This is a genomic window from Arthrobacter sp. MDB1-55 (assembly GCF_059092925.1).
The window spans coordinates 339,912-364,956 of record NZ_JBNHID010000002.1; the positions used below are offsets into that span (position 1 = coordinate 339,912).

The 25,045-nt window shown below is 63.8% G+C and carries 27 protein-coding genes and 1 tRNA gene; 12 read left to right on the forward strand and 16 right to left on the reverse strand.

Features of this window, described 5'->3' with window-relative positions; translation table 11 throughout:
* The first annotated feature begins 14 nt into the window (after positions 1–14).
* Positions 15–2,057, forward strand: a complete 2,043-nt coding sequence (locus AC5RU3_RS08805) for a PTS fructose transporter subunit IIABC (RefSeq protein WP_493965318.1) — start codon at positions 15–17, stop codon at positions 2,055–2,057.
* Positions 2,058–2,222: 165 nt separating this feature from the next.
* Complete coding sequence (locus AC5RU3_RS08810; RefSeq protein ID WP_458116161.1) at positions 2,223–2,498, forward strand: HPr family phosphocarrier protein; 276 nt, start codon at positions 2,223–2,225, stop codon at positions 2,496–2,498.
* A gap of 210 nt (positions 2,499–2,708) precedes the next feature.
* On the opposite strand, the gene AC5RU3_RS08815 is transcribed toward AC5RU3_RS08810, so the two are convergent.
* The 3 genes from AC5RU3_RS08815 to AC5RU3_RS08825 form a co-directional block, all read right to left on the reverse strand.
* The gene (locus AC5RU3_RS08815; protein WP_493965319.1) at positions 2,709–3,449 is read right to left on the reverse strand and encodes a hypothetical protein; all 741 of its coding nucleotides are present in this window, start codon (positions 3,447–3,449) and stop codon (positions 2,709–2,711) included.
* Positions 3,446–4,180, reverse strand: coding sequence for a helix-turn-helix domain-containing protein (locus AC5RU3_RS08820; protein WP_493965320.1), 735 nt, complete (start codon positions 4,178–4,180; stop codon positions 3,446–3,448). Before AC5RU3_RS08820 ends, AC5RU3_RS08815 begins: the two co-directional genes overlap by 4 nt.
* A 166-nt stretch (positions 4,181–4,346) precedes the next feature.
* Positions 4,347–4,559, reverse strand: a complete 213-nt coding sequence (locus tag AC5RU3_RS08825) for a hypothetical protein (RefSeq protein WP_309070076.1) — start codon at positions 4,557–4,559, stop codon at positions 4,347–4,349.
* Positions 4,560–4,958: 399 nt separating this feature from the next.
* On the opposite strand from AC5RU3_RS08825, the gene AC5RU3_RS08830 reads away from it, so the two are divergent.
* Positions 4,959–5,462, forward strand: a complete 504-nt coding sequence (locus tag AC5RU3_RS08830; RefSeq protein ID WP_493965321.1) for a hypothetical protein — start codon at positions 4,959–4,961, stop codon at positions 5,460–5,462.
* Positions 5,463–5,481: 19 nt separating this feature from the next.
* On the opposite strand, the gene AC5RU3_RS08835 is transcribed toward AC5RU3_RS08830, so the two are convergent.
* The 3 genes from AC5RU3_RS08835 to AC5RU3_RS08845 form a co-directional block, all read right to left on the reverse strand.
* A complete protein-coding gene (locus tag AC5RU3_RS08835) occupies positions 5,482–6,762 on the reverse strand; it encodes an endonuclease/exonuclease/phosphatase family protein (RefSeq protein ID WP_493965322.1) in 1,281 nt (426 codons plus the stop codon).
* 36 nt (positions 6,763–6,798) lie between these two features.
* Positions 6,799–7,401, reverse strand: a complete 603-nt coding sequence (locus AC5RU3_RS08840; RefSeq protein ID WP_309070079.1) for a hypothetical protein — start codon at positions 7,399–7,401, stop codon at positions 6,799–6,801.
* Between the two features lie 179 nt (positions 7,402–7,580).
* Positions 7,581–7,653, reverse strand: a tRNA-Lys gene (locus tag AC5RU3_RS08845).
* Between the two features lie 138 nt (positions 7,654–7,791).
* Here AC5RU3_RS08845 and AC5RU3_RS08850 point away from each other — a divergent pair.
* The 3 genes from AC5RU3_RS08850 (at position 7,792) to AC5RU3_RS08860 (ending at position 10,305) form a co-directional block, all read left to right on the forward strand.
* Complete coding sequence (locus AC5RU3_RS08850) at positions 7,792–8,439, forward strand: hypothetical protein (protein WP_309070080.1); 648 nt, start codon at positions 7,792–7,794, stop codon at positions 8,437–8,439.
* A 237-nt stretch (positions 8,440–8,676) separates the two neighbouring features.
* Entirely contained in the window at positions 8,677–9,294 is a 618-nt protein-coding gene (locus AC5RU3_RS08855; RefSeq protein ID WP_309070081.1) for a DUF47 domain-containing protein, read from the forward strand.
* Positions 9,295–10,305 carry an inorganic phosphate transporter gene (locus AC5RU3_RS08860; RefSeq protein WP_493965323.1) on the forward strand — a complete coding sequence of 337 codons (1,011 nt, stop codon included), beginning with the start codon at positions 9,295–9,297 and terminating at the stop codon, positions 10,303–10,305.
* A gap of 102 nt (positions 10,306–10,407) precedes the next feature.
* On the opposite strand, the gene pstB is transcribed toward AC5RU3_RS08860, so the two are convergent.
* The 4 genes from pstB to pstS all read right to left on the reverse strand — a co-directional run bounded on the left by pstB (position 10,408) and on the right by pstS (position 14,516).
* Positions 10,408–11,187, reverse strand: a complete 780-nt coding sequence (pstB, locus tag AC5RU3_RS08865; RefSeq protein WP_309070083.1) for a phosphate ABC transporter ATP-binding protein PstB — start codon at positions 11,185–11,187, stop codon at positions 10,408–10,410.
* Between the two features lie 28 nt (positions 11,188–11,215).
* The gene (pstA, locus tag AC5RU3_RS08870; RefSeq protein WP_309070084.1) at positions 11,216–12,319 is read right to left on the reverse strand and encodes a phosphate ABC transporter permease PstA; all 1,104 of its coding nucleotides are present in this window, start codon (positions 12,317–12,319) and stop codon (positions 11,216–11,218) included.
* Positions 12,319–13,251, reverse strand: a complete 933-nt coding sequence (gene pstC, locus AC5RU3_RS08875) for a phosphate ABC transporter permease subunit PstC (RefSeq protein ID WP_309070085.1) — start codon at positions 13,249–13,251, stop codon at positions 12,319–12,321. The genes pstA and pstC overlap by 1 nt, the downstream gene beginning before the upstream one ends.
* A gap of 149 nt (positions 13,252–13,400) precedes the next feature.
* Complete coding sequence (pstS, locus tag AC5RU3_RS08880; RefSeq protein WP_309070086.1) at positions 13,401–14,516, reverse strand: phosphate ABC transporter substrate-binding protein PstS; 1,116 nt, start codon at positions 14,514–14,516, stop codon at positions 13,401–13,403.
* A gap of 262 nt (positions 14,517–14,778) precedes the next feature.
* Between pstS and AC5RU3_RS08885 the strand changes: the two genes are divergently transcribed.
* The 4 genes from AC5RU3_RS08885 to disA all read left to right on the forward strand — a co-directional run bounded on the left by AC5RU3_RS08885 (position 14,779) and on the right by disA (position 19,315).
* The gene (locus AC5RU3_RS08885; protein WP_493965324.1) at positions 14,779–15,537 is read left to right on the forward strand and encodes a DUF8692 domain-containing protein; all 759 of its coding nucleotides are present in this window, start codon (positions 14,779–14,781) and stop codon (positions 15,535–15,537) included.
* Positions 15,538–15,547: 10 nt separating this feature from the next.
* Positions 15,548–16,675, forward strand: coding sequence for an FUSC family protein (locus AC5RU3_RS08890; RefSeq protein ID WP_309070088.1), 1,128 nt, complete (start codon positions 15,548–15,550; stop codon positions 16,673–16,675).
* 41 nt (positions 16,676–16,716) lie between these two features.
* Positions 16,717–18,093, forward strand: coding sequence for a DNA repair protein RadA (gene radA / locus AC5RU3_RS08895; RefSeq protein ID WP_309070089.1), 1,377 nt, complete (start codon positions 16,717–16,719; stop codon positions 18,091–18,093).
* 145 nt (positions 18,094–18,238) lie between these two features.
* Positions 18,239–19,315, forward strand: coding sequence for a DNA integrity scanning diadenylate cyclase DisA (gene disA / locus AC5RU3_RS08900; protein ID WP_309070090.1), 1,077 nt, complete (start codon positions 18,239–18,241; stop codon positions 19,313–19,315).
* A gap of 19 nt (positions 19,316–19,334) precedes the next feature.
* On the opposite strand, the gene AC5RU3_RS08905 is transcribed toward disA, so the two are convergent.
* Complete coding sequence (locus AC5RU3_RS08905) at positions 19,335–19,997, reverse strand: DUF4232 domain-containing protein (protein WP_493965325.1); 663 nt, start codon at positions 19,995–19,997, stop codon at positions 19,335–19,337.
* Between the two features lie 119 nt (positions 19,998–20,116).
* Here AC5RU3_RS08905 and AC5RU3_RS08910 point away from each other — a divergent pair, with 119 nt between their 5' ends.
* Both AC5RU3_RS08910 and AC5RU3_RS08915 read left to right on the forward strand, forming a co-directional pair.
* Positions 20,117–21,043, forward strand: coding sequence for an HhH-GPD family protein (locus AC5RU3_RS08910; protein WP_493965326.1), 927 nt, complete (start codon positions 20,117–20,119; stop codon positions 21,041–21,043).
* A 66-nt stretch (positions 21,044–21,109) separates the two neighbouring features.
* Complete coding sequence (locus AC5RU3_RS08915) at positions 21,110–21,586, forward strand: hypothetical protein (RefSeq protein ID WP_493965327.1); 477 nt, start codon at positions 21,110–21,112, stop codon at positions 21,584–21,586.
* A 30-nt stretch (positions 21,587–21,616) separates the two neighbouring features.
* On the opposite strand, the gene dhaM is transcribed toward AC5RU3_RS08915, so the two are convergent.
* The 5 genes from dhaM to AC5RU3_RS08940 form a co-directional block, all read right to left on the reverse strand.
* Complete coding sequence (gene dhaM / locus AC5RU3_RS08920) at positions 21,617–22,345, reverse strand: dihydroxyacetone kinase phosphoryl donor subunit DhaM (RefSeq protein WP_309070094.1); 729 nt, start codon at positions 22,343–22,345, stop codon at positions 21,617–21,619.
* Complete coding sequence (gene dhaL / locus AC5RU3_RS08925; protein WP_309123638.1) at positions 22,342–22,980, reverse strand: dihydroxyacetone kinase subunit DhaL; 639 nt, start codon at positions 22,978–22,980, stop codon at positions 22,342–22,344. Before dhaL ends, dhaM begins: the two co-directional genes overlap by 4 nt.
* A complete protein-coding gene (gene dhaK, locus AC5RU3_RS08930; protein ID WP_309070096.1) occupies positions 22,981–23,982 on the reverse strand; it encodes a dihydroxyacetone kinase subunit DhaK in 1,002 nt (333 codons plus the stop codon).
* A 249-nt stretch (positions 23,983–24,231) separates the two neighbouring features.
* Positions 24,232–24,486 carry a CsbD family protein gene (locus tag AC5RU3_RS08935; protein ID WP_375164375.1) on the reverse strand — a complete coding sequence of 85 codons (255 nt, stop codon included), beginning with the start codon at positions 24,484–24,486 and terminating at the stop codon, positions 24,232–24,234.
* A gap of 45 nt (positions 24,487–24,531) precedes the next feature.
* Positions 24,532–25,041, reverse strand: coding sequence for an amino-acid N-acetyltransferase (locus AC5RU3_RS08940; protein WP_309070097.1), 510 nt, complete (start codon positions 25,039–25,041; stop codon positions 24,532–24,534).
* Between the last annotated feature and the right edge of the window lie 4 nt (positions 25,042–25,045).

Sequence of the window (25,045 nt, forward strand, 5' to 3'; positions counted from 1 at the left end):
CCGAAGGAACTCCCATGTCCGCAATGATTACGCCTGAACTTGTCGTCCTCGACAAGTCCCTGGGCAACGACCGCGCCGACGTTATTCGTCGGCTCGCTGAACTTGTGGTGGCGCAGGGCCGCGCCGATCAGGTGGAAGGGCTGTTCGCTGATGCACTGGCCCGCGAGGAAAAGACGGCAACCGGAATCCCCGGTGGAATCGCCATTCCGCACTGCCGATCCACCTCCGTCCTTGAGCCGACTCTGGCCATGGCCCGTCTCGAACCGAAGGTCGACTTCGGCGCCAAGGACGGACCGGCAGACCTCGTGTTCTTCATCGCCGCTCCCGAGGGCGCCGACCAGCAGCACCTCAAGCTGCTGTCGAAGCTGGCCCGTTCCCTGATCAAGAAGGACTTCACCGCGTCGCTGCGCTCTGCTGCTTCTGAGCAGGAAATCGTGACGCTGGTCGAGGAAGCAATCGAAACGGCACCTGCCAGAAAGGAGGGCGGCGCCACCTCGGTCACCCCGTCCGCAGCCGACCCCGGCACCGCCACCCCTCCCGAAGCAGCCCGGACCAAACGGCTGGTGGCTGTAACGGCTTGCCCCACCGGTATCGCCCACACCTACATGGCGGCCGACTCGCTGGTGGCGGCGGCGAAAGAAAAAGGCGTTGACCTCCAGGTTGAGACCCAGGGATCCTCTGCATCGACTCCCCTGGATCCTTCCGTGATTGCAGCGGCAGATGCGGTGATCTTCGCGGTCGACGTCGATGTCCGGGACAAGCACCGGTTCGCCGGCAAACCGGTCATCAACGCTCCCGTCAAGCGCGGGATCGATGAGCCCGGCGTCATGGTGGATGAGGCGCTCGCGGCGGCGGATAACCCGAACGCCCGCCGAGTCGCCGACTCATCCATGCCGGGAGCCGACGACGACGGGCCGCGTGAGGGTGTCGGCGGACAGTTGAAGCGCGCGCTACTTACCGGCGTGAGCTACATGATCCCGTTCGTCGCCGGCGGCGGTCTGCTGATCGCCCTCGGATTCTTCCTCGGCGGCTATGACATCACCGGTTTCGCCGACGACATGGTCGTCAACAACAGCCTGTGGAACCTCCCAGCCGAGTTCCCGGAAACAGCAAAGGGAGCGCTGGGCGCCTATCTGGGTGCGGTGCTCTTCAAGATCGGTGCCCTGTCCATGGGCTTCCTGGTTCCCGCTCTTGCCGGGTACATCGCATACGCTCTGGCCGATCGTCCCGGTATCGCACCGGGCTTCGTCGCCGGCGCAGTTGCCGGATTCATGGGCGCCGGCTTCCTCGGCGCGATTGTTGGCGGTCTCCTCGCGGGTTACGTTGCCATGAGGATCGGAAGATTGTCCGTGCCGCGCTGGCTCCGCGGCCTGATGCCGGTAGTCATCATCCCGTTGGTCGCCTCGATTGTGGCCTCCGGACTCATGATCCTGATTCTCGGGGGGCCCATCGCCGGACTCACCGTTGCGCTCAATGATTGGCTGTCCGGTCTCACCGGCACGGGGGCTGTTCTCCTCGGCGTCATCCTTGGACTCATGATGGCGGTGGACCTCGGCGGGCCTATCAACAAGGTCGCCTACGCCTTCGCGGTTGCCGGACTTGGCGCCGGAGCGGTAGATAACCAGGCACCGTGGCAGATCATGGCGGCAGTCATGGCCGCAGGCATGGTCCCGCCGCTGGCTCTGGCTCTGGCGACGGTGATCGACCGCCGTCGTTTCTCCCTGGCCGAGCGCGAGAACGGCAAGGCGGCCTGGCTCCTTGGATCGGCATTCATCTCCGAAGGAGCGATTCCTTTCGCGGCCGCCGATCCGCTGCGCGTCATCCCGGCGGGGATGGTGGGATCCGCCATCACGGGTGCAATGATCATGGGCACCGGTGTGACCTCCCAGGCACCCCATGGCGGCATCTTCGTATTCTTCGCGATCGGCAACGTGGCTATGTTCGTCCTATCGATCCTCGTAGGCATGGTCGTCTCGGCCCTCGCGGTGGTGGCCCTGAAGCGGTTCGCTGTTCGTAAGCCGCAACCGGCTGAAACCCCCGAGCCGGTCGCCGCCTAGTCTTTCATCGAGGAGTTGGACCATTGAGCGTTTTCGCGGTCGTGGTCCAACCCCACGGTGGATGAGGAAACAGCCCTGCTGAAGGCCGGCGCGAAAGGCCTCGTTGCCGATTCTGCAAACCCTGGGCCTGTAGGCTCACAACCAAACGCAACCGGAAGGAAAATCATGATCGAACGCAAAGCAACCGTAGCCAGCCGGGTGGGGCTCCATGCTCGTCCTGCCGCCATCTTCGCCGAGGCGGCGGGTGAACTCCCGGTTGAGGTGACTATCGCGCTGGAAAGCAGTCCGGCAGACGAGGCCATGGACGCGTCGAGCATCCTTTCCCTGATGAGCCTCGGAGCCGAACACGGCGATGTGGTGGTGCTCCGGTCGGAGGACGACGGCGCTGAAGAGGCTCTGGACTCATTGGTGCGGATCCTCGAGACGGATCACGACGCCTAGCAGGCGGGAGACTTCGGGCGCCGATATAAGCGCCTAAAGCAAAATAGGTGCGTCCACCCGTTCTAATGGACGCACCTATTGCTGTGTAACCCGAGGACCCCCCACGGTCGCCGGGAGTTACATAATCATAATTTTGACACAGCTTGATGAAAACGTGAATAGTGTTTCTTCTATAAGACGAAAAATCATTCAAAAGGACTAATGGGTCCCCTAGAGCTTCCGGTCCTCGCTCGCCAGGAAGTTGGACGCTCTGCCGCTTGTGGCGCGTCTGCCTGACAGCCAGATCATGGCGAGACCCATGATCACCAGGACGATTGCGCCGAACGGCAGGATAAGGTCAGCCGCGCCGGTGGGCAGGCCGGTGAGCTGGAGAGTAGCGTGCGCGAGCACCATAGCGAAGCCGACGGCCATCAATCCCGCAGCACTCCGATGGAGGCGCAGTGCGGTGGCGTCACGTGCCCGCGCAACCGCAGAACCTATGAGACAGGCGCCGATGTAGGCCGGGTATAGCCGTCCCAGATGGGCGTACCACTGCACTGACGTCTGGCCGGCATAGGCCCTCAGGCCTGTCGAGGACTCGGGCAGGTCGCTGAGTGCGAAGAGAAGTACCGTGCCCACCACCGTGACGGTAAGCGCCGTCACGCCGAGAGGGCCCCGGATCAGCCGAAGGGCGCGCTCAGACCCGAAAGCGGCTGCACCGCGCATGCCGAGCAGCAGCATGATGGCATAGAGGCTGAGCCTGATGACCAGGTTGGCGATATTGACTCCGCCAAGCAGACTGTCAACAGCGAGGTAGATGTGCGGCAGGCTCAGCGCCACTGCGACGCACAGCAGGACCAGCACAGCAAAGACACTGCGGCCTCGTCCCCGCAGGGCATCCGGCAGCCTTATGGCAGCGAACAGCAGACACAGTCCGAGAGCCAGCCACTGGATAACCACTCCCACGCTCATCCCAGGTTCTCCCATAACGCCTTGTCGCGTGTGCTGTCCTGCTCCTGCTTGCGCAACCTTTTGCCCAGACCGTCCAATCTGTCCCGCGCGATCAGGATGAGTTCGGAATCGGGCAGGGAGCTCAGGACCTGCTCACGGCCATCCTCGGCCCACCCCCCTTCTTCCGGAGTGAGGAGCCCGGTTACCACCAGGCCGTTGGCAAGGGAAACCCCGGAGACACGGGCAACTTCCACACATAGCTGCGTGCTCAATCTGCCGGCGCTGAGCTGGGCAGAAAGGTTTTGGGGTGCAATCCCTGTTCGCGCCGTCAGCGCCTGACGCAGTTCGCCACGGTCGACGGCGTCGAACCAGGTCCTGACCGAGTACCGGTGCGGGAGCGGCGCAAGTTGGAAGCTCACTGGTCGGCCCACACAGTCCGCATCTTCGCTCCGGCCGAGAATCAGCCTCAGCAGATCCATCGGTGAGACCTGGCTGAGGTATTCCGCCGGTGTAGGCGGCAGTATCCCATCTGCGAGATCAAAATAGCCGTCGAACTGACTGAGCGCTTGCACCGGAGGAACGCCATAAGCGCGGGCAATGCTGACGACGGTCTCCACCGAGACCTTCCCGCGCACCAGCTGCTGGGCAAGGGTAGACCGCTTGATGTCCGCCTTGCGGCAGAGATCCGACACCGTTGCGTCAGGGGCAATCTGGTTCCGCCACAGCTGAAAGGCTCTAGCTGTGACCGTCATTGTTGCCCTTCACGTTGAGATTGACGGGATTGAAGTCAACTGGACTTTCCACCCCTACTGTGAAGTATAGTTGGAGAGCTGGCTCCCCATTCTGCGATTCCCCCATACGCAGAACGCGGAGCCAGTCTCACGTTAAAGGTGCATACGCGTGCGCTCCCCTACCGGATTACCAGCGCACCTTCTTCTCGGGCTTTCCCTGCTTGCCGCTGGCGTGAAGGGATTTGTTCCTCCGACCGGTGCTATGGGCACTGTCAAGCTCCCCGAAGGCTGGATTCTTTTTGGCAAGCGCCTCGCGGGCGCGCGGGTCGTCCACGAGCTTCTTGGCCGCGGCTTCAGTAACGCGCACGTTCAGGGGCTGTTGGTTGTCTTGCTGGGTCATGACTCTCCTCTTTGTGACTGAGACCGCAGGCTGCCAGGCCTACAGGAGACGGCAGGGCAACAGCGTTTTCGTCAGCTGTTGGCTACCGGTTCCGCGAGGTTGCCTCTACGACACATGGCTTGATCGGTACCTTGATCAACGCGTAGGGGGAGCGGGAAAAACCTGGAGGCGAAAGCCTCAACACGGTCTATTTCGAATGTGTTGATGTGATGCGATGAGCGCTCAGCGCACTCAACCGGCACGATTTACTCGAAAATTAGTGTTCCCATGCGCTTCAACGTACACGAGGCTTCCGGCCTTGGCCAGAGGGTTAAGCAGTATTCGCCGGCTTAGCCGGCGCATACTTATATTCCACTGCTGCAGAACCGGTAGATTCTTCGGATAGCCAAGGGAGGCAGAATGGGCGAAAACACGCCGAACATCGACAGCCGTTACAGCCCCATTTATCAGCGCGGCGGCACCGGCGGCACCGGCGGCTCCGGCGTGCCCACCGCGCATGGCAGCCGCTGGGCGTCCCCGGGTGAACCACCGCAGCAGCGGCCGGACGCCCCAGCGGAACCTGACCTTCCCCCGGCGCCCGACGCTGGAGCGAACGTCGTGGAAGTGGTCCCTGAAGGTGTTCCGCACAACGACGCAGCCGTGTCGACCGGCCGGCGGTTCAACCCGTTCCTGCTCGCGCTCTGGTTGCTCGGTGCGGCGCTCCTGGCGTTGGGCCTCTGGGCTGTTTTCGCGCCCCTGCAGGTGGATGAAACCGCGGTCAACGGCCCGTTCCCCCAGTGGATCTTTATCATCAGCCAATCAGCCGGAGGGATCGTTGTCAGCGGCAGCATCCTGCTCGCTGCGGCCGGCGCGCTCAGCGCAGTTCGCTGGGACCGGCAGCGGGGCAGTGCTCAGCAGAGGTAGAAGCGTTGCGCCGCTGCGGCTAGTGCTTTCTGACGTCGACGTCCGCGTACACCAGTCGATGGTCACTCGTCGGAAACGGGAAGACACCCGTCAGCTCCGAACCCGGAGTGCCGGCACGCGGCCAGAACATTCCTGCTCCGCGCACTTTCAGCGTCTTTGAGGGCAGAACGTAATCGGAGCGGAGGTTGCCTGCCGCGGCGTCCTCGAAATCTGCGGTGTCGAGGGCCGGGTCTCCCCGGTGTTCCAGGTTCACCCGTCCCTGCAGGACCGATGCTTCAGCAGCACCGTCTGCGGCTGGCTTCGGATCCTGCACTTCCTTCAACGCAAGCAACTTGCCGATCGAGCCCGGCCGGGAATCGCCGTCTACAGGATCACTGTTGAGATCGCCCAACACCACGAAGTTGGCGCGCCGATCAAGTCCGCCTTTGCCGCCGTCGTCGTCATAGATGTAGCGGGCGTGCTGGCCGCCGCGGACGTAGTCCGCCCAGAACCGGATCTCATCGCTGTTTCGACGGCCGTTGCGGTCTTCGTCGGTGTCGAAGACCGGAGGAGTCGGATGGCTTGCAAGCACGTGTACCGTCGAGTTCCCAACGAGGACCGGAACGTCCCAGTGGGATTTGCTGGAGAGCCTGACGATCGCCAGTTCATCGTCGGTGAACCAGTCGTTGGACCTGGTTGTGGCCGGGTCATCGGGCAGGAGTGCACCGGGCATGTCTTTCCAGAGAAAGTTCTGGAATGTTCGAACGTTCTTCGTATCGATGGGGTACTTCGAGTAGAGCACCATCCCGTACTGCCCCTCGAACTGGCCGAATCCGAGCGCATCGTCCGGGCCGCCCACAATGCCGTCGTTGTTGAGGTCCATCCCGCTTGGGACGCCGGTGTTGGAGGGCGCGGTGTACATGTAGGGGTAGCGCACCGGCGCCTTGCCGTTCTGACTGACCTCAAGGTAGTTGGTCCGGAAGAGGTTCGCAGCCAGATGATCAGCGTCGTAGTCGAATTCATTGATCAGCACCACATCGGCGTTATTGATCTGAATGACCTCGGCGATTCTTTGCGCCTGCCCATTGTCCCGGGTGCGAAGGTCCGTGACGAGGGCACCCTCCGCGGACCGGTTGAGACTCGCGTTGTAGGTTGCGAAGCGAACGCTCTGCTGGGCCTGCCGCTGTTGCTGTTCGGCATCGCGGGGCTTGTCCGAACCGGCAACCGCCGACGGCACTGAGACACCCAGGGCGGCGACGGCGAGCGCTCCCGCGAGGAGGACGGTGGACGCCGTGCGGCGTGGTGAACGTGCGGAAACCACGGGACTCCCCCTTCAATCCGGACTGTCCGATACAGCCTAACCGTCCCGTCCGCGAGGGGTCGAATGGGCACCGGCGGCCCGCTCGGCAGCGAAGAAAGCCGCCTCCAGCTCGGCGACGGCGGACTCATAAGCCGGTGCGGCGGTGTCGTCTGTGTCTATCTTCTCGCGCAATAACGCGGCTTTTCGCATGGTGCGCACCAGGTGCGCCGTCTCGGGCTGCCGCAAATCGGTCATACCCGGAAAGTCGATGGCCACGGCAGGGTCCAATTCGTAACTCACCCACCGCTGCACAACAGATTCATGCCGTGCCCGCAACGCTGTCCGTGCCTCTTCCGCGCTTCGACGACGACGCCGTGCCGCCCGCTCCTGCTCCCCGCGCCACAACCAGCCGGCAGCCAACCCGAACCCAAGCACGCCGGTCAGCCCGGTCATCGCTGCGGTCTCCGGGATGAGGACCATGGCGCCGGTGATTGCCCCGAGACTGGCGAAACCACCGGTGAAGCCGTACCAAAAAACCCCGTCGCGGTCTTCATCCGCTGCCAAGCCGCGCGACACTGCCAGCGCTGTCATCGCCGTCAGCGCACAAATCACGACGACGGCGAGCACCGTCTGGGCGGGAATCGCCATGAGGGCGGGCATCGGGCTTCCTCTCGGCACCACCGTGCCGTTGTACTGGAAAGGTGCTGCACTTCCAGTACAGGCTTCCACAGCGCGGGAGTCAATGGTTGTGGAGGAAAGGAGCCGACTGAGGATCACGGGCACACTTAACCGGCTCATCCCCGCCGCTAGGCGACGGGGATGAGCTGCGATATTCAGGGTGGGCCCTGTGGGACTCGAACCCACGACCCACGGATTAAAAGTCCGATGCTCTACCAACTGAGCTAAAGGCCCACACCGCCCGGTCAGCCCAGACGACGTGTCTACTTTATCGCACCCGATCGGGCCTTGATGCAACCGTGTTCCGGGCTGCCTGGGCCGACGATCACAGCGTGCCTAGCCCCTCAATAGGCGCAGGAGTATTCTCGACCCATGGACGGCGAATATATTAACAACAGCCCTCGGCATCACAAACCCAAGCCGTTCGCGCCTGCAGACTTCGAGATTTTTGCTGGAGGAGCTGACCCCTCCAGGGTTTCCGAGGCGGCCCACCTTGCAGCGCACGCCCTGGTCCATCATGGTCGGGAGGCCGATGACCCGCAGGTGACGCAGCGTCTGGTGCAACTGGCCGATCAACAGGGCCTGGAGGCGATCGCCGAGCTGTGGGCGGAGAGCCCCGCGCGCTCGCTACCCGGAGCTCTTTGGCGGCTCTATGCACTTCGTGCAGCCACGCAACAGAATCCCGAGCGGATCGCCTCCTACTTCAAGGCCGGCAAGGAAGTTGCCCAGGTCTCCAAGGTTGTCGCCGGAGTTGCGGAGCCCCCGGGCGCCGATGAGGTCCAACAGATGGCGGACACCATTCTTTCCGGCGCTTTTGACGGCGAGTTTGATGTGGCACTCGAGCGTTTTGCCGCATTCTGCCGGGTAGTTGCTCTTGGCCAGACCAATCATGCGGACGACGCGGAGCCCTCCAACGGCGCTCACGCCAGTAAGCTGACCCGCAGCTCACACCAGCTGGTCAAGACCGCCGAAGACCTTGAGCACGCCGCCGCGTCCTGGCGTCGCGGCGAACTCGACTGACAATCCCGGACGCCGCGTTGACATGGGGGCGGGTCAGTAGCAGACTGAAACTGGTGTCGGACCGTGGAACCCCCGGGCTTCAACATTAAGCCGCTTCGAGCGGCCTTCCGCCGAGAGGCGCTCCCGGTTCGGCGCCACTTTTATGTCCGCGTGGCAGGCTGTACGCGCCGATAAACCCATGCCGGGGCACAGGTATTCTTAGGTGGCAACCGTCCGTGCAACCCCTAGGTGACTTTAGTGAAGCTCCGCCTCTTCCCTCAGGAGAATGCAGGACTGGAACTACTTTCCAGCATGGCTCAGCAACTGGTAATCGGCGTTCGCACCATGTCCCGCATCCTTGGTGCCCCGCCTGAGGATTACGACGCCCTGGCAGAGGAGCTGCACCAGGCCGAGGGCACCTCCACCGAGATGCACTTCGCGCTCCTGACATCCATGCGCACCAGCTTCATCAATCCGCTGCCGCGCGAAGACCTGTACGCCATCTCGCGTTTGCTGGGTGAAGCAATGGAGAAGCTCGACGGCGCTGCTGAGCTGATCGCTCTGTATAGGCTCAGCAAGCTCAGCCGCAGGGCGTCGGAGCAACTCGAGGTAATCACCCGCCAGGCTGAGCTCACTGCGGAAGCGATGCGGCAGCTCACGGACCTGGATGAGCTCGAGGATTACTGGATCGAGATCGTCCGCCTCTCCAAGCGCGCCGAGCGCACCCACCGGATCTGGTGCTCGGAACTGATGCACGACCATAAACCGCTGGTCTACGCCCGGCACCGGGACGTCGCGGAACAACTCATCGATGCCACCAAGGACATCCGCAAGGTCGCCACCCACGTCGGCGCGATCATCGTGAAGGAATCGTAGGTGGAGTTGTTCCTCCTTGGTACAGCCGTGGTGCTCGCCGGAGGTTTTGCCTTCATCAACGGGTTTCACGACGTATCCAATTCCGTTGCAACCTCCGTCCGTACCCGCGCACTGACGCCGACGGTGGCCGTGCTCCTTGCCGCCCTGTTCAACCTCGTCGGTGCCTTGATGAGCGTCAGCCTTGCCGACCTGTTCACCGGTGACCGGATCGCCCTTCCCAGCGGTCAGACCGGGCTCGGCATCATCATCGCAGGGCTCCTCGCCGCATCCTCCTGGGGCCTATTCACCTGGTACCGGGGAAAGCCGTCGTCGTCGACCCACGCGCTCCTCGGCGGCCTGGTGGGTGCCGGCCTCGCCTCGGCCTTCCTGAGCGATCAGTCGATCGCGTGGTCCCGAAGAGTGTTCCTCCTGGAAATCGGCCTGCCGCTGCTCCTCTCCCCGGTCATAGCCTTCCTGCTGGCCTACCTGGCGGTTTTTCCCGCTACCTGGTTCCTGCGGAACAACTCCCCGCGCAAGGTCAACGAGGGCAACCGCATGGCGCAGGCGGTCCTGACGGGGGCCTTTGCTCTGGGGCACGGGCTGCAGGACGGTCAAAGGACCATGGTCGTGATCGTGCTGGCGATGGTGGGAGCCGGAGTCTACACGGGCAGCACGGTACCGATCTGGGTACAGGTGTTCGCCGCCGTCGTGCTGGCTGCAGGGTCCCTGCTGGGCGGCTGGCGGATCACCCACACCCTTTCGCACAGACTTGTGCGCATCGACCCGCTTCACGGCATGGCAGCCCAGGGCGTCAGCGCGGTGATGCTTTTCGTCGGAGCTATCGGCTTCCATATGCCGCTTTCAAGCACCCATACGATGACCTCTGCCATCGTGGGCGCCGGCACCAACCACCGCTACAGCACGGTGCATCGTCGCGTGGTCAGGACCGTGCTGCTTGTCTGGATTACGACGGCGCCGGTCGCCGCGCTGCTCGGCGCCACCCTGTATCTGGCAATCAGCCCGTTGCTCTAGCTGGGTGTCCGCTCGCCCGCCTCGAGGGTTGAGGGTTGGAAAGCACTGCGGGCGCCCCCCACACGATGTGTTGAGCGCCCGCAGTCTTCGACCTGATTCGTTCTATCCGAACCGCCCGGAGACGTAGTCCTCGGTTGCCTTCTGGGAGGGCATATTGAAGATGTTGGTGGTGTCCCCGTATTCGATGAGCTTGCCGGGCTTGCCGGTGCCCGCGATGTTGAAGAAAGCGGTCTTGTCGGAGACCCGCGCCGCCTGCTGCATGTTGTGGGTCACGATGACCACCGTGTACTCGCTCTTGAGCTCGTTGATGAGGTCCTCGATCGCAAGGGTGGAGATAGGATCCAGCGCCGAGCAGGGCTCATCCATCAGAATGACCTCGGGCGAGACCGCGATGGCGCGAGCGATGCACAGGCGCTGCTGCTGGCCGCCGGACAGACCGGAACCCGGACGGCCGAGGCGGTCCTTGACCTCATTCCAGAGGTTGGCCCCGCGGAGGGACTTCTCGACCAGCGCGTCGGCATCTGCCTTGGAGATCCGCTTGTTGTTCAGCTTCACACCGGCCAGCACGTTGTCGCGGATTGACATGGTGGGGAACGGGTTGGGCCGCTGGAAGACCATGCCCACCTGGCTGCGCACCGTTACCGGGTCAACTGCAGAGTCATACAGGTTGTCGCCGTCGAGCAGAACTTCACCCTCGACACGAGCACCGGGAATGACCTCGTGCATGCGGTTCAGCGTCCGCAGGAACGTCGACTTGCCACAACCGGACGGGCCGATGAACGCAGTGACGGAGCGTGCCTCGATGCTGATGTTCACATCTTCCACCGCAAGGAACTTGCTGTAGTAGACGTTCAGGTCCTTGACGTCGATTCGCTTGGACAATGGTGATCCTTCTGGTTGTGCCGGCGGGTCAGCGGCTGGTCTTGGGAGCGAAGAGGCGGGCGATCAGGCGCGCCACGAGGTTCAGGAGCATGACCATGATGATCAGCACCAGCGCGGCCGCCCACGCACGCTGCGTGCTGGGGTCGGTGGCCGTTGGGGAGGTCGGGGTGAGGATCTGGTAGTAGATGAACGTGGGCAGGGTGCTCATCCAGTCACCGAACACGTTCCAGTTGATCGCGCTGGCGAATCCGGCAGTCACCAGAATCGGAGCGGTCTCTCCGATCACGCGGGCGATCGCGAGCGTGACACCGGACGCGATGCCGGAGATCGCCGTCGGAATGACCACCCGGGTGATGGTTCGCCATTTGCGCACGCCCAACGCATAAGAGGCTTCCCGAAGCTCATTCGGGACGATCTTCAGCATTTCCTCAGTGGAGCGCACCACTACCGGGATCATCAGGACGGACAGCGCCACCGCGGCAACGAACCCCGTACGGGTTCCAGGGCCGAACAACTGGCCGAACAGTGCCGCCGCAAAGAGGCCGGCGACGATGGAAGGGATACCGGTCATGACGTCGACAAAGAAGGTGATGGCCCTTGCGAGCCTGCCGCCCGTTGAGTACTCGATCAGATACACGGCCGCGAGCAGGCCGATCGGTACGGAGATGAGCGTCGCCCACAGGGTGATCTGGAGCGTACCGATGATGGCGTGGTAGGCACCGCCAAGAACCGGCGTGCCCTCTTCGACAGTCTGGTTGTCGATCGCTCCGGTAACGCCGTTCATCGAAGTGAACAGGAAGTTGTAGGTCAGCCCGGGCAGCCCCCGCTCCAGCACGGTCCAGATCACCGACAACAGGGGAAGCAACGCCACCAGGAATGCACCGTAGACCAGGAACATCGCCAGACGGTTGCGCGCTTTGCGCGCCCCCTCGATAACGCCGGTGGCAGCAGTTCCTGCAACGATGAAGATCAGTGCGCTGAACAGGGCCCAGGGCACCAGGCTGAAGCCGACCAGGGCGGCCAGCGCAGCACCCAGCACGAGTGATCCTGCCAGCACCACCCAGAGGGTGTAGGAGGGCATCTTGCCCTTGGTCAGTTGGGAGCGACGCGGAGTCAGAGTGGCGTTGGCCATTAGTTAGCCCCTGAGAATTCTTTGTGCCGGCTGATGATCCACCGTGCGATGACGTTGACGGCAAGCGTGATGACGAAGAGCACCAGGCCGGCTGCGATGAGTTCGGCCAGCCGCAGGCCATATGCCTCCGGGAAGTTGAGCGCAATTTCCGCAGCGATTGTCTGATTTCCGGACGTGATCAGGCTCGCGGTCAAGCCACCTCCCGAGAGAACCAGGGCCACAGCCATCGTCTCGCCGAGCGCGCGGCCCAGACCCAGCATTGCGGCGCTGATGATGCCCGGACGGGCGAACGGCAGAACCGCCATGCTGATCATTTCCCACCGTGTGGCTCCCATGGCGAGGGCTGCTTCTTCGTGAAGCTTCGGCGTCTGAAGGAAGATTTCACGGCTCAGCGAGGTGATGATCGGCAGGACCATGACTGCGAGGACGATGCCGGCGGTAAGAATGGTGCGTCCGGTCTGGCTTGCGGGGCCTTCGAACAGTGGAACCCACCCGGCATTCTCTGCCAGCCATGCGTAAGCAAGGGCCAACTGCGGAGCCAGGACGGCGTAACCCCAGGCACCGTAAACCACCGACGGGATGGCGGCGAGAAGATCGATCACATATCCGAGGCCCTGGGCGAACCTGCGGGGCGCATAGTGTGAGATGAACAGCGCAACGCCGATGCCGAGCGGTGTCGCGATGAGGAGAGCAATCGCTGCCGCAATGATGGTGCCGATGACGATCGGGAAGATGTAGGAGAAGAAGCCCTGACCACCGGTGATCTCCGCTGGGTCTTCACCGAGGACCGGAAGGGCTTCGATGATGAGGAACACGGCGACGCTGAAGAGGGCTGCCAGGATCAAACAGCCGGCTAGCAGGCTGGCGCCGGAGAAGATCTTGTCTCCGGATTGACCTGCACCACCCGTTCGTTTCACTGCATTGGTGGACACGTGTGGACCTTTCGGCGCTGCGCGGAATCAAATGGGACAGCGCTCACGCTACTGTCTCGCTCTTACAAGGTACCCGCAACCCGCTTGGGTTGCAGACAGCCAATTGCCCCGCCGGGCCGGGATCGGCCAGGCGGGGCATTGTCGGCTGATTAGGAAGCAACCGTGATGGAATCGATGGCTTCCATTGCCTGCTCGCGCAGGGTCTCGGAGATCGGGGCGTTGCCCGCCGAACCCTCTGCGTCTGCCTGGCCATCTTCGCTGACTGCGTAGGTGGCGAAGGCCTTGACGAGGTCCACGGTCTCCTGGTCCTCATACGTGGTGCAGTACACGTGGTAGGAGATCAGAACGATGGGGTAGGCACCGGATTCAGTGGTATCACGCTCAAGGTCGAGGGACATGTCGAGGTCTCCACGGCCCTCAACAGGAGTAGCTACCTCAACTGCACGCGAAGCAGCCTCGGCGCTCAGCTCTACATACTCTTCGCCAACCTGCACGTGCACCTGTCCAAGGTCGCCCACAGCTGAAGCATCAGCGTAGGTGATAGCGCCCTCGGTTGCCGAGGTCGTGGAAACGACGCCGTTGGTTCCCTGGGCATTCTCTGCGACGATGTCGGAAGGCCAGTCACCGGACACCTCGTAGGTCCACTGCTCAGGTGCAGCGGCAGCAAGGTACTCGACGAAGTTTTCAGTGGTGCCCGACTCGTCGGCGCGGTGAACTACGGTGATCGCGAGGTCGGGCAGATCGACGTCCTCGTTCTGGGCGACGATTGCCTCGTCGTTCCAGTTGGTGATTTCGCCCTTGAAGATGGACGCAATGGTCTCTGCGTCGAGGTTTACTGCCTCAACGCCCGGCAGGTTGAAGGCTACGGCGATCGGCGACACGTAGGCAGGGATGCTGATCGCGCCGTCAGGTCCGCAGATCTCCTTGGAGGCTTCGTACTCCTCGTCCTTCAGGTATGCGTCGGAACCGGCGAACTGCACGGCCTGGGCGAGGAATGCTTCACGTCCCGCGCCGGAGCCGTCCGGGGAGTACTGGACTGTTGCATCAGTGTTCAGTTCCTCGAAACCGGCCTTCCATGCGGTCATTGCTGCCTGCTGCGATGAGGCGCCGGCGCCGGTCAGGGTTCCGGAAACGGTGCTTTCGGGGGCTGCGCTTGACTCGCCCTCCGACGCCGGAGTGACGGCGTTGTCCGAGCCACACGCCGTGAGAGCCAGAGCGGCCACAGAGATTACTGCCGCAGCGCGGCCAAAGCGAAGAGCCTTCACTTGAATATTGCCCCTTCCAGGGTTTTTGAACAGTCGGTGCTCACAAAAGGCACGGATCCTGTCTTCGACAGTTGTCTGTACGAGATTCGGTACGCATGACACGCTAGGCACCGCAGGTAACGAGACTGACCGGTGAAAGTGAACGGAAAGTGAACGCTGGGAGGATATTTACCCCAACTTCGTCCGCGGCCCTTGTGCTTTGGATTGAATGGGTTATTTAGGTCTCATCCTTTTCCCCAGGAGACGGACTAGCGTTAAACGCATGACCACCGAAAACCGGCCGGAGGATCCGGAGACGGATGAAAGGTCCTCGGTCGGAGGGCATGACCACCCGCTGCGCTGGCGCCGCCTGTTGTTCCCGCTCGGGGTGGTTCACGTCCTGGCTGTGACACTCAGTCTCATTTCTCCCTTTCTCACCGGCGAGGAGCGAGGAGCAACTCCCTTCAGCGCTTACTTCGATGTGAACGGCGAAGGCAACTTCCTCACCTGGTGGTCGGTTGCGCAGCTTGCCGCAGCAAGCACCAGCCTTGTGTTCGTCGCGGTCCTGGCCCAACACCAAAAAATCAGGGGCGCCGCTGCCTGGTGGATTCTTGGCGGAATAGTCTTCCTCTTTTCCCTGGATGAAGGCACCCAGCTCCATGAACGCCTCGACGCCCTCGTCCTGCAATTTGCAGAGGTACCGGATTTCACCTTCGTCTGGTTGATCCTCGGCGTTCCGCTGGCGGCGGTCGTCCTGATCATGGCAATCATCAGCACCCGCCGCCTGCCCGAAAAATCGACCCGGCTGATAGTGCTTGGCATAGCGACACTGCTCTTCGCCGCCGTCGGGCTGGAGTTCGTCGCCGGTGAGTTAATTCGCCTCGGGGCGCCGGTGATCGCCCTGGAGCTGCTCTCCCATCTCGAGGAGTTCATGGAGCTGATTGCCGGTTCACTCCTGCTGGTAGCTCCGCTCGCCGCCGTCCGGACGCGGACCAGCGGCAGGGCAACCAGCTTCACCCTCATGGACCGCGACCGGCGGTAGGGTCAGGCGTATGACCCGGCGATCCAGAGTGGACCGTGCACGTTCCTTCGTGCGCAACCGATCCCGCGTCGGTCTGCGCCGCAGCCGATCCTCCCTGCTCCCGGCCGTCCAGATCACCGTCGGCGCCGTGGGCGCATACGCATTCGCCGAGCAGGTACTGGGCCATGAGGGTCCCCTCTTCGCCGCCACCTCATCCCTCATCGCCCTGGGCTTCTCCCGCGATCCGCGGTTGCGCCGCGTGCTCGAGGTCGGTTTCGGCTGCACACTGGGAATCGCCGTGGGCGATGTTCTGCTTGCCGTGCTGGGCACGGGACTGTGGCAGGCCGCCGTCGTGCTTTTTATCTCTGTACTCCTGGCCCGCTTTCTGGACAGCGGCACCATCTTCACCACCCAACTTGCCCTGCAGTCCCTCCTGGTTGTGCTGCTGCCCGCTCCGGACGGCGGGCCGTTCACGCGCAGTGTGGATGCCATCGTCGGTGGCGTCTTCGCCCTGCTGATCACCATGGTGATGCCGCGCGACCCGCGCCGCGAACCGAAGGGTGATGTGCGCAAACTGCTCGGCGAGCTCTCGGGCGTGCTCCGCGAGAACTCGCGGGCGCTCTCCGCGAGCGACTCGACTCAAGCCTGGCACGCGCTGGTGAGGGCACGGAACTGTCAGCCGCTCATGGACGGCCTGTCCGGTTCGATGCGCGCGGCTGCCGAGGTCGCCCGGATATCACCGGCATACCGGAGGCATCGGGGTGAGCTCGGTGAGCTTCGGGGGTCGATTGGTTTCATTGACCTTGCCATCCGCAACAGCCGGGTGTTCTCCCGACGCCTGACGTCCGTGATCAACCACGCCGCCCTCTCGGACGAGGCGGTGCAGTCACTCGCGCAGGTGATCGAGGAGACCGCCGACGCCGTGGATGTCCTCGCGCTGGCACTTCACTCGTCCTCCGCCTCCGAAAGGGATCAGCACCTGCGAAGGGCCCGTGAGGATCTGGCGGCCGTCGCCACGGTCCTGCATCCTGCCCGGCTCAACGTGACGCGCCTCGAGGGTGAGGGCCTCGTCATCCTGTACCGGCCCCTCGTCGTCGACCTGCTCGAAGCCACCGGCCTTTCGCACGAGGATGCCGCCGGCTACCTGCCGAAGCTGTGAGCTTCGACAGGACTGTCAGAAGCACCCGGTACGTTTGAGTCATGGCAACAAAGACCGCGCGCTCGCGCGCCCAATCCCCCGCCTATCGCTGTGGAGAGTGCGGCTGGACCACCGCCAAATGGGTCGGCAGGTGTGGCGAGTGCCAGGCCTGGGGAACAGTGGAGGAAACCGCCGCAGCAGGCGTTGCCCGTACGACGGCGGCTACTACCGTTGCGCGGCCGGCCCTCCGCATCGCCGATGTGGACGCCACCACCGCTTCCTACCAGCCCACTGAAGTAGGTGAACTGGACCGGGTCCTCGGCGGTGGGCTGGTCCCGGGAGCAGTCATCCTTGTCGCCGGTGAACCCGGCGTCGGCAAGTCCACCCTGCTCCTGGATGTCGCGGCACGGGTGGCACGGCTGGGACGTACGGTCCTCTACGTCACCGGTGAGGAGTCCTCGGCGCAGGTGAAACTCCGGGCTGAGCGCATCGGTGCCCTCGCGGACACGCTCTACCTGACCGCGGAGTCAGACCTCAGCCAGGCGCTCGGCCAGGTCGAGAAGGTGGATCCCGCATTGCTCATTGTGGACTCGGTGCAGACCCTCAGCAGCCCGGCGGTGGACGGTAGCGCCGGCGGGGTTACCCAGGTACGGGAAGTGGCTGCGTCCCTGATTAATGCTGCCAAGACCCGGGGCATGACCACGCTGCTGGTTGGGCATGTCACCAAGGACGGCTCCATCGCGGGACCCCGGCTGCTGGAACACCTGGTGGATGTCGTCTGCCAGTTTGAGGGCGAACGGCATTCACGCCTCCGTCTCATGCGCGCAGTCAAGAACCGTTACGGTCCCACGGATGAGGTAGGGTGCTTCGACCTGACGGACACAGGCATCGAGGGTCTTGCTGATCCCAGCGGGCTGTTCGTCTCCCGCACCAAGGAACCCGTCGCGGGAACCTGCATCACCGTCACGCTGGAGGGCAGGCGGCCGTTGCTGGCGGAGGTTCAGGCCCTCCTTGCCGAGTCAGCGAACGCACAGCCGCGCCGCGCCACCAGCGGCCTGGATGGCTCCCGGGTGTCCATGCTCCTTGCCGTCCTGCAGCGGCGTGCGTCGCTGCAACTTCACAAGGACGACAGCTACGTCGCGACGGTAGGTGGAGTGAAGCTGAGCGAACCGGCAACGGACCTCTCGGTGGCGCTGGCAATTGCGTCCGCCAAGACCAACCAGGCGCTGCCCTCCCGCATGATTGCGTTCGGCGAGGTGGGCCTTGCTGGGGAAGTACGTCCCGTTCCGGGCATCTCCCGGCGCATCCAGGAGGCTGAGCGCCTGGGCTTCACCCACGCCGTCGTACCGGAGTCGCCGAACGGGCCCGGCCGCATACCGGCCGGATTCACCGTGAAGCAGATCAGCACCCTCACGGAGGCTTTGGAACTGCTCTTCTGACGCTGCCGTTGGTCGTTTCGGGGCGTAACAGATCCGAACGTTATGGATTTGAGCAGAAACGGGGCCAACAGCCGATTGCGCGCTCCCATAGGATTAGGAACTGCCGGATCGTGCATTCGCCCGTCCGGCAGGAAGAGGGAGTGAGATGGCACGCAGTCCGGAGGACGCGCTGAAGGCAACCCTTGCGCGGGTAGCGCCGGGTACGCAGCTGCGCGACGGCCTTGAGCGAATCCTGCGCGGCCGCACCGGCGCCCTGATTGTTCTGGGGTTCGACCGCACGGTGGATTCAATTTGTTCGGGCGGCTTTGACATCGGAATCGACTTCTCGCCGACGCGCCTGCGGGAGCTCGCCAAGATGGACGGTGCAATAGTCTGTGACCGGGACGCGAGCAACATCCTCCGCGCCGGCGTGCAGCTGGTGCCGGACCACCGCATCGAAACGCAGGAATCAGGCACCCGGCACCGAACCGCCGAACGCGTGGCAATCCAGACCGGTTTCCCCGTTATTTCTGTCAGCCAGTCCATGCAGATCATTGCGCTTTACGTTGACGGCCTGCGGCACGTCCTCGAGGGTTCCGAGCCGGTGCTGGCGCGCGCCAATCAGGCGCTGGCCACCCTTGAGCGGTACCGTGCGCGGTTGGACCAGGTCACGGGGTCGCTCTCGGCTCTTGAGATTGAAGCGATGGTCACTGTTCGGGACGTAGCAGTCACCCTGCAGCGCCAGGAAATGGTGCGTCGCATCTCCGAGGAGATTTCCCAGTACGTACTCGAGCTGGGCATCGACGGCCGTCTCCTGTCGCTACAGGTGGAAGAGCTCACCACGGGCCTGGGCCCGGGCAGCGAGATGGTGCTGCGTGACTACTCCGGGCTGGATGGAAACGCGGCGCCTGTCGAGGAACAGCTGGCACGCCTCCAGGGGTTCAGCTCGACGGACCTGATCGACCTCGGAACCATTGCCAGCGTCCTTGGTTTCAACCCGTCGTCGGATTCGCTGGATGCCGTAGTGCAACCCAAGGGCTACCGGTTGCTCTCCGGTATCAAGGCGGTTCCTCCCACGGTCGCCAACCGGCTGGTCGATCATTTTGACGGGCTGCAGAACCTCATGGCCGCCAATATCGATGACCTGATGGCCGTGGACGGCATCGGTGATCAGCGCGCCCGCACCGTCCGTGAAGGTCTCTCAAGAATCGCGGAAACCAGCCTGCTCGACCGCTTCATGTAGCCGCGCCTGAGACCAACCCTCACTCAAGGCTGAACGAGACCTCGTCGCTGACGCGCTCGCCCAGGCGGGTCTGGAACACGTACTGGCCGGCTCCGGGCACTGCGTCGACTGCGGCGCACTCGGGCGTGCTGCGGATCCTCCCCCACGTGAACCGCGCCGTCTCCGAATCTCCCGGTTCGATGGTCACCTCCAGGTCCTCCGCGCCCTCCTGGCAGTCCGTGGACGAGAAGATGCGGTCATCGCCGCTGGTGATGAGGAATTCCATCTGGGAAGTGCCGACGTTGATCGGGCAAGGAACATCACCGGTGTTGCTGACAGTCAGGGACAGGACCGGCGATTGGTCCTCTGCGTAGCTCTCCGAGTCGGTGCTGCCGGTGACTTTGACAGCGGCCGGGTTGCAGCTCTCACTGGCGGTTGCGGACGGTGTCGGAGACGGTGAAGCGGTAGCCGGGGCGGACGCGGTAGCTTCGGGAACAGCACCTGCGGAGTTTGCCGCGACGGGAGTAGGCTCCGGATCACCACGGAACAGGCCCGCGATGGCGATGGCCGCCCACACCAGAGCGCCTAGAAGCAAGAGCGCCAAAACCGCGGCCACCTGGCGTCGACGCCGGTACACCTGTGGGCTCGGTTTCCGCCGGGGGATTCTCACCCGGCTGCTGCCTGTACCTCCTGCCGAGCTCATGATTCAAGGCTAAGAGACACGGGGGCAGCAGCAGTGCGCACCACGCCGCAAAGCCTCCACTTCCGACCGAGCTTCGATAAGGTGGATCCTGCCCTTTTACCGAACACCTGGAGCTCACCGTGGACACTGCAGTGCTGCATGCCCGCCTGAGCGACTGGTTCGATAATGCTGCCCGCGACCTACCGTGGCGTTTACCCTCCCGGACGCCGTGGGGCGTATTGGTCAGCGAGATCATGCTTCAACAGACACCGGTCTCCCGGGTGCTGCCCGTGTGGGAGGAGTGGGTGACCCGCTGGCCGACGCCGGCCGACCTGGCCGCCGTTCCGTCAGGCGAGGCAGTTCGGCACTGGGGTCGACTGGGCTACCCGCGAAGGGCGCTCCGCCTGCACGCTACGGCGACCGCCGTCGTCGTCCGTCATCACGGTGAGGTGCCCAGCTCGTATGATGCCCTGTTGGCGTTGCCAGGTGTCGGCACCTACACCGCTGCCGCCGTCGCCGCCTTCGCTTTCGGGCGCAGGGAGACCGTTGTGGATACCAATATCCGGCGGGTACAGGCCCGCCTGGTGGGCGGCGCGGCACTGCCCTCGCCCTCGTTGACCGCGGCTGAGATGAAGCGGGCCGCGAACCTCATGCCCGACGACGACGACGCTTCCGTGCGATGGAACGTCGCCGTGATGGAGTTGGGTGCGCTCATCTGCACCGCCCGGACACCTGCCTGCGAACGTTGTCCTGTCCTCGACCGTTGTGCCTGGGTCGCGGCGGGGAGACCTGCCCCCACCTACGTGCCGAAGGGCCAGTCCTGGGCGGGCACGGACCGGCAGGTGCGCGGCGCCATCATGCACGTCCTGCGCCAAGCGGAGACCCCCGTTCCGCGGTCGTTGATTCATGAGCGCCCTGTCGAGCTGACACACGGCACCCCCGCGACCCTGGAGAAACTGTACGGGCTGAACGCACCACTCGAGCAGCTGGAGCGCGCGCTCGACGGCCTCCTGTCTGACGGGCTTGCTGAAGAGACATTGCACGGACTGCAGTTACCCGCTCGCTGAATGGCGCGGCGGGATTGGTACCGGATCGTATCCGCCGGCTCTCCCGCTGAGGCCTATCCTGCTTCCATGGGATTCATCCGGGCAGCCCCGGCACTCACCGCCGCTGTGCTCTGCACCGGGTGTGCCGGCGGCGGAGCGAGCCCGCTTGCGTGCACGGAGATCGGCGCCGAGCCCGGCGTATCAGTCACTGTCGGGGAGGACATGGCGGACGCGATCGAGAACCCTGTGCTCGAGGTCTGCATTGACGGCTGCCGGACCTATCAGCTGGAGCTTCACCCCGGAAGTGAGACGGTCGATCTCGGCTGCGACTCTGACGAGCCGGACGGCAGCTGCGCAGGGAGTGCGCGGCCGAACGGCACCCTGGTGGGCTTCGTCAGCGTTGATGGGCTGACCGCCGAAGAGATTGGCGTGACGGTGATATCCGGCGGACAGTATTACCGCACTGCTGCCACTCCGGAAGTGGTCTATCCCAACGGTCGCGGTTGCCCTGGCGAGGCGCTCCAGCTTTCCCTCACCCTGGACCGTGGCGCTTTGTCCGCCTGACGCGGGACCGGTCTGACCCGGGATTCCGGACTAGAGTTCGCCGAACCCTGCCTTGACCGCACCCGCGATGTACTCGATGGCTTCCTGCGCCTGCGGGCCGGTTGCTTCGGCGCGAAGCTCCTGCCCCTCGCCGAGCGCGAGCGACATCAGCAGCATCACCGATTTTCCGTCGACGCCGTTGATGGTCACCTCGGCGTCCAGATCGGTGAGCGCCCTGGCGAGCACGGCAGCAGGCCGCGCATGCAATCCCATTTTGTTCGGCAGCGTCCAGGCGCCGGTCACCGGGATTCCGGCGGGTTCGTCCAGCGGTAACGAGTGGCCAGGAGCGGCCGCCCCGTGGGACACAAACGGCTCAAGTGACTCGGGGTCAATTGAAACGACGGCACCCTCGGCTGCCGTTGCAACCTCGTCGACCGTACTGCCGGACTCCGCCTGCACCGCCGCCGCTACCGAGCCTTCCACCAGGGCAGCCCGGGGCAGCCGGATCCTCGAGCGGGCGTCGGGAGCGAGAAATTCCAGTGTCATCTCCGCAGTCATGACCGCGGAGCCGAGGTCAGTGAGCACAACCACCCCGTCACCCTGATCTGCCTCTTCGAGCGCCGACTGCACCTTCTCAAGGCTCGTACCGATTCGCGGGGGGGAGTCACTGGTGCCGCCGGCGGCGACCATCTGAACGTTCGGCGCCATCTGTGCAGCGAGCTCAATCACGCCCTCGGCGATTTTGCTGCTGTGGGAAACGATGACCAGCCCGACGGTCACTGCTCCCGCCCCGCGGTGTCTGCTGCTGCCTGAAGAATCAGGGCCGTGGACTGCGCACCCGGGTCGCGGTGGCCCGCACTGCGCTCACCCAGGTAACTTGCCCTGCCTTTCCGTGCGATGAGCGGTTCAGTTGCCAGAGCGCCGGCCTGCGCGGCGTTGGCGGCGGCCTCGAGCACCTCCGTACTCGAGGCACCCGCCGACTTCGCCGTTTCGGCGGCCTCCACCGCGGGAGTCCAGGCGTCGATCATGGTCTTGTCCCCCGGCTCCGCCTTGCCGCGTGCCACCACGCCGTCGCGTGCTGCCGCCAGAAAAGCGACGACGGCGGCAGGATCGATCTCCGCTGCGTCACCAAGCGCGGTGGCCGCGCGAAGAAACGCCGTGCCGTACAAGGGTCCGGCCGCTCCGCCGACGGTGGACATCAGGGTCATGGCCGTGAGCTTGAAGACCGCCGCCGGTGTGTCCTGTCCGCCGCCGTCGAGCTTTGCCGTTACGGCCGCGAAACCGCGCTGCATGTTCTCGCCGTGGTCTGCATCGCCGATGACGCGGTCAAGTTCGATCAATTCAGCGCGATGCTCTGTGAGGACCTTGGAGGACTCACGGATCCAGGCTTCGGCCCAGTGTGCAGTCAAACCCATTTACACTCCCCATCGCAGGGCCGGCGTCCACACCGGCGTGTCCCAAAGTTCCACCATTTCATCGTCCAGCTTCAGCACTGAAATCGACGCGCCTTCCATCTCCAATGCCGTGATGTAGTTGCCCACGAGGGACCGCTCGACGGAGACGCCGCGTTCAGCAAGAACCTGGCGAGCCCGGCGGTACACGATGTAGAGCTCGCTGGCAGGGGTTCCGCCCATACCGTTGACGAACAACAGAACACGGTCGCCTTCCGCCGACTTCAGGTCACTGAGGATCGGCTCCAGAAGGCGGTCCGTTATACCGTCAGCCTTCTCCATCGAGATGCGATGCCGGCCCGGTTCTCCATGAATGCCGATGCCAATTTCAATTTCTTCCTCGGTCAGCTCGAAGCTGGGTACACCGGCATGCGGCACGGTGCAGGCGGACAACGCCACGCCCATCGAGCGGACGTTGTCGTTGACGCGCTGGGCAATCTCCGCGACGGCGTCGAGGGAATCACCACGCTCCGCTGCCGCGCCGGCGATACGTTCCACAAGCACCGTCCCGCCAACGCCACGACGGCCGGCAGTGTACAGCGAGTCCTCCACCGCGACGTCGTCATTGATCAGGACGGAGCGGACCTCAACCCCCTCCGCTTGCGCCATCTCTGCGGCCGTTTCGAAATTCAGCACATCGCCGGTGTAGTTCTTCACAATGTGAAGAACGCCGGCGCCGCCGTCCACAGCGAGGGTGGCAGGGATGATCTGGTCCGGGGTGGGCGAGGTGAAGACAGCACCGGGCACCGCAGCATCAAGCATTCCCCGGCCCACAAATCCGGCGTGAAGGGGTTCATGGCCGCTTCCGCCGCCGGATACCAAACCCACCTTGCCCTGAACCGGCGCGCCCTTTCGGGTGATGAACAGTGGATCGGAATGAACCTCGACCAGGTCAGCGTGCGCGGCACCGAATCCCTCGACGGATTCGGTGACTACTGCCTGCGGGTCGTTGATCAGCTTCTTCATGCGAGTCTCCTTGACGGTGATCGACGGGTGAAAACCGGTTCGCCACTGATCGACCCGCTGTGTGTCCGCTACAGCAAGAAGCCTCACCCGGCGGGTCGCGAGGGTATTTGAACAGTACTCTGCGGCAGTGACGGTTGCCCAGACCCTATCCGTCCGACCCTGCGCCGCCAGCCCCCGGAAACAACTGTGGGAAGGACCAATTGGTCCTTCCCACAGGTGACGGGCTGGTGCCGCCGTAGTCAGTGCCGCCTATTTCTTGAACGCGTCCTTGATGTTCTCGCCGGCGTTCTTGAGGTTGGCCTTGCTCTGGTCTTTCTGACCTTCGGCTTCCATGTCCCTGTTGCCGGTAGCCTTGCCCAGGCCTTCCTGGATTTTTCCACCCAGCTTCTCGGCGTTGTTCTGCGCTTTCTCGTCTGCACCCATGGCGTTCCGCCTTTCGTCGACGTGTCCGTCCTCCAGTCGGGAGGACTCACCCGATATCCGAACTTTCGTCTCAAATACCAAGCACCCTTATTATATCGGCGGGAAGAGCCTCTGGCTAGGCAGAGGTCACAACTCCCGGATCATCCTTGTGTTGCCGAGCGTATTCGGCTTCACCCGCGCCAGGTCCAGAAACTCCGCCACACCCTCGTCGTGCGAGCGCAGCAGCTCCGAGTACACGACGGGATCAACCGCCGACTGATCCTCCATTACCCGGAACCCATGCCGGCGGAAGAACGCCTCCTCGAAGGTCAGGCAGAAAACCCGCCGCACTCCGATTGCGCGCGCTTCCTCCAGCAGAGAATTGACGACGGCGCTGCCTACTCCCCTGCCTCGTGCTCCCTCTGCGGTGGCAAGGGTACGGATTTCCGCGAGGTCCTCCCACATCACATGCAGTGCGCCACACCCCAGCACACCGCCGTCGTCGTCTTCGGCGATCTTGAACTCCTGGAGACCCTCGTAGTAGGCGACCGTTTCCTTCGCAATCAGGATGCGCTCTTCCGCGAGCGGGGCCACGAGCTGCTTGATGATCGGCACATCAGCGGTAGTTGCGCGACGGATTCGAAAGGAGTGGCTCATCTGA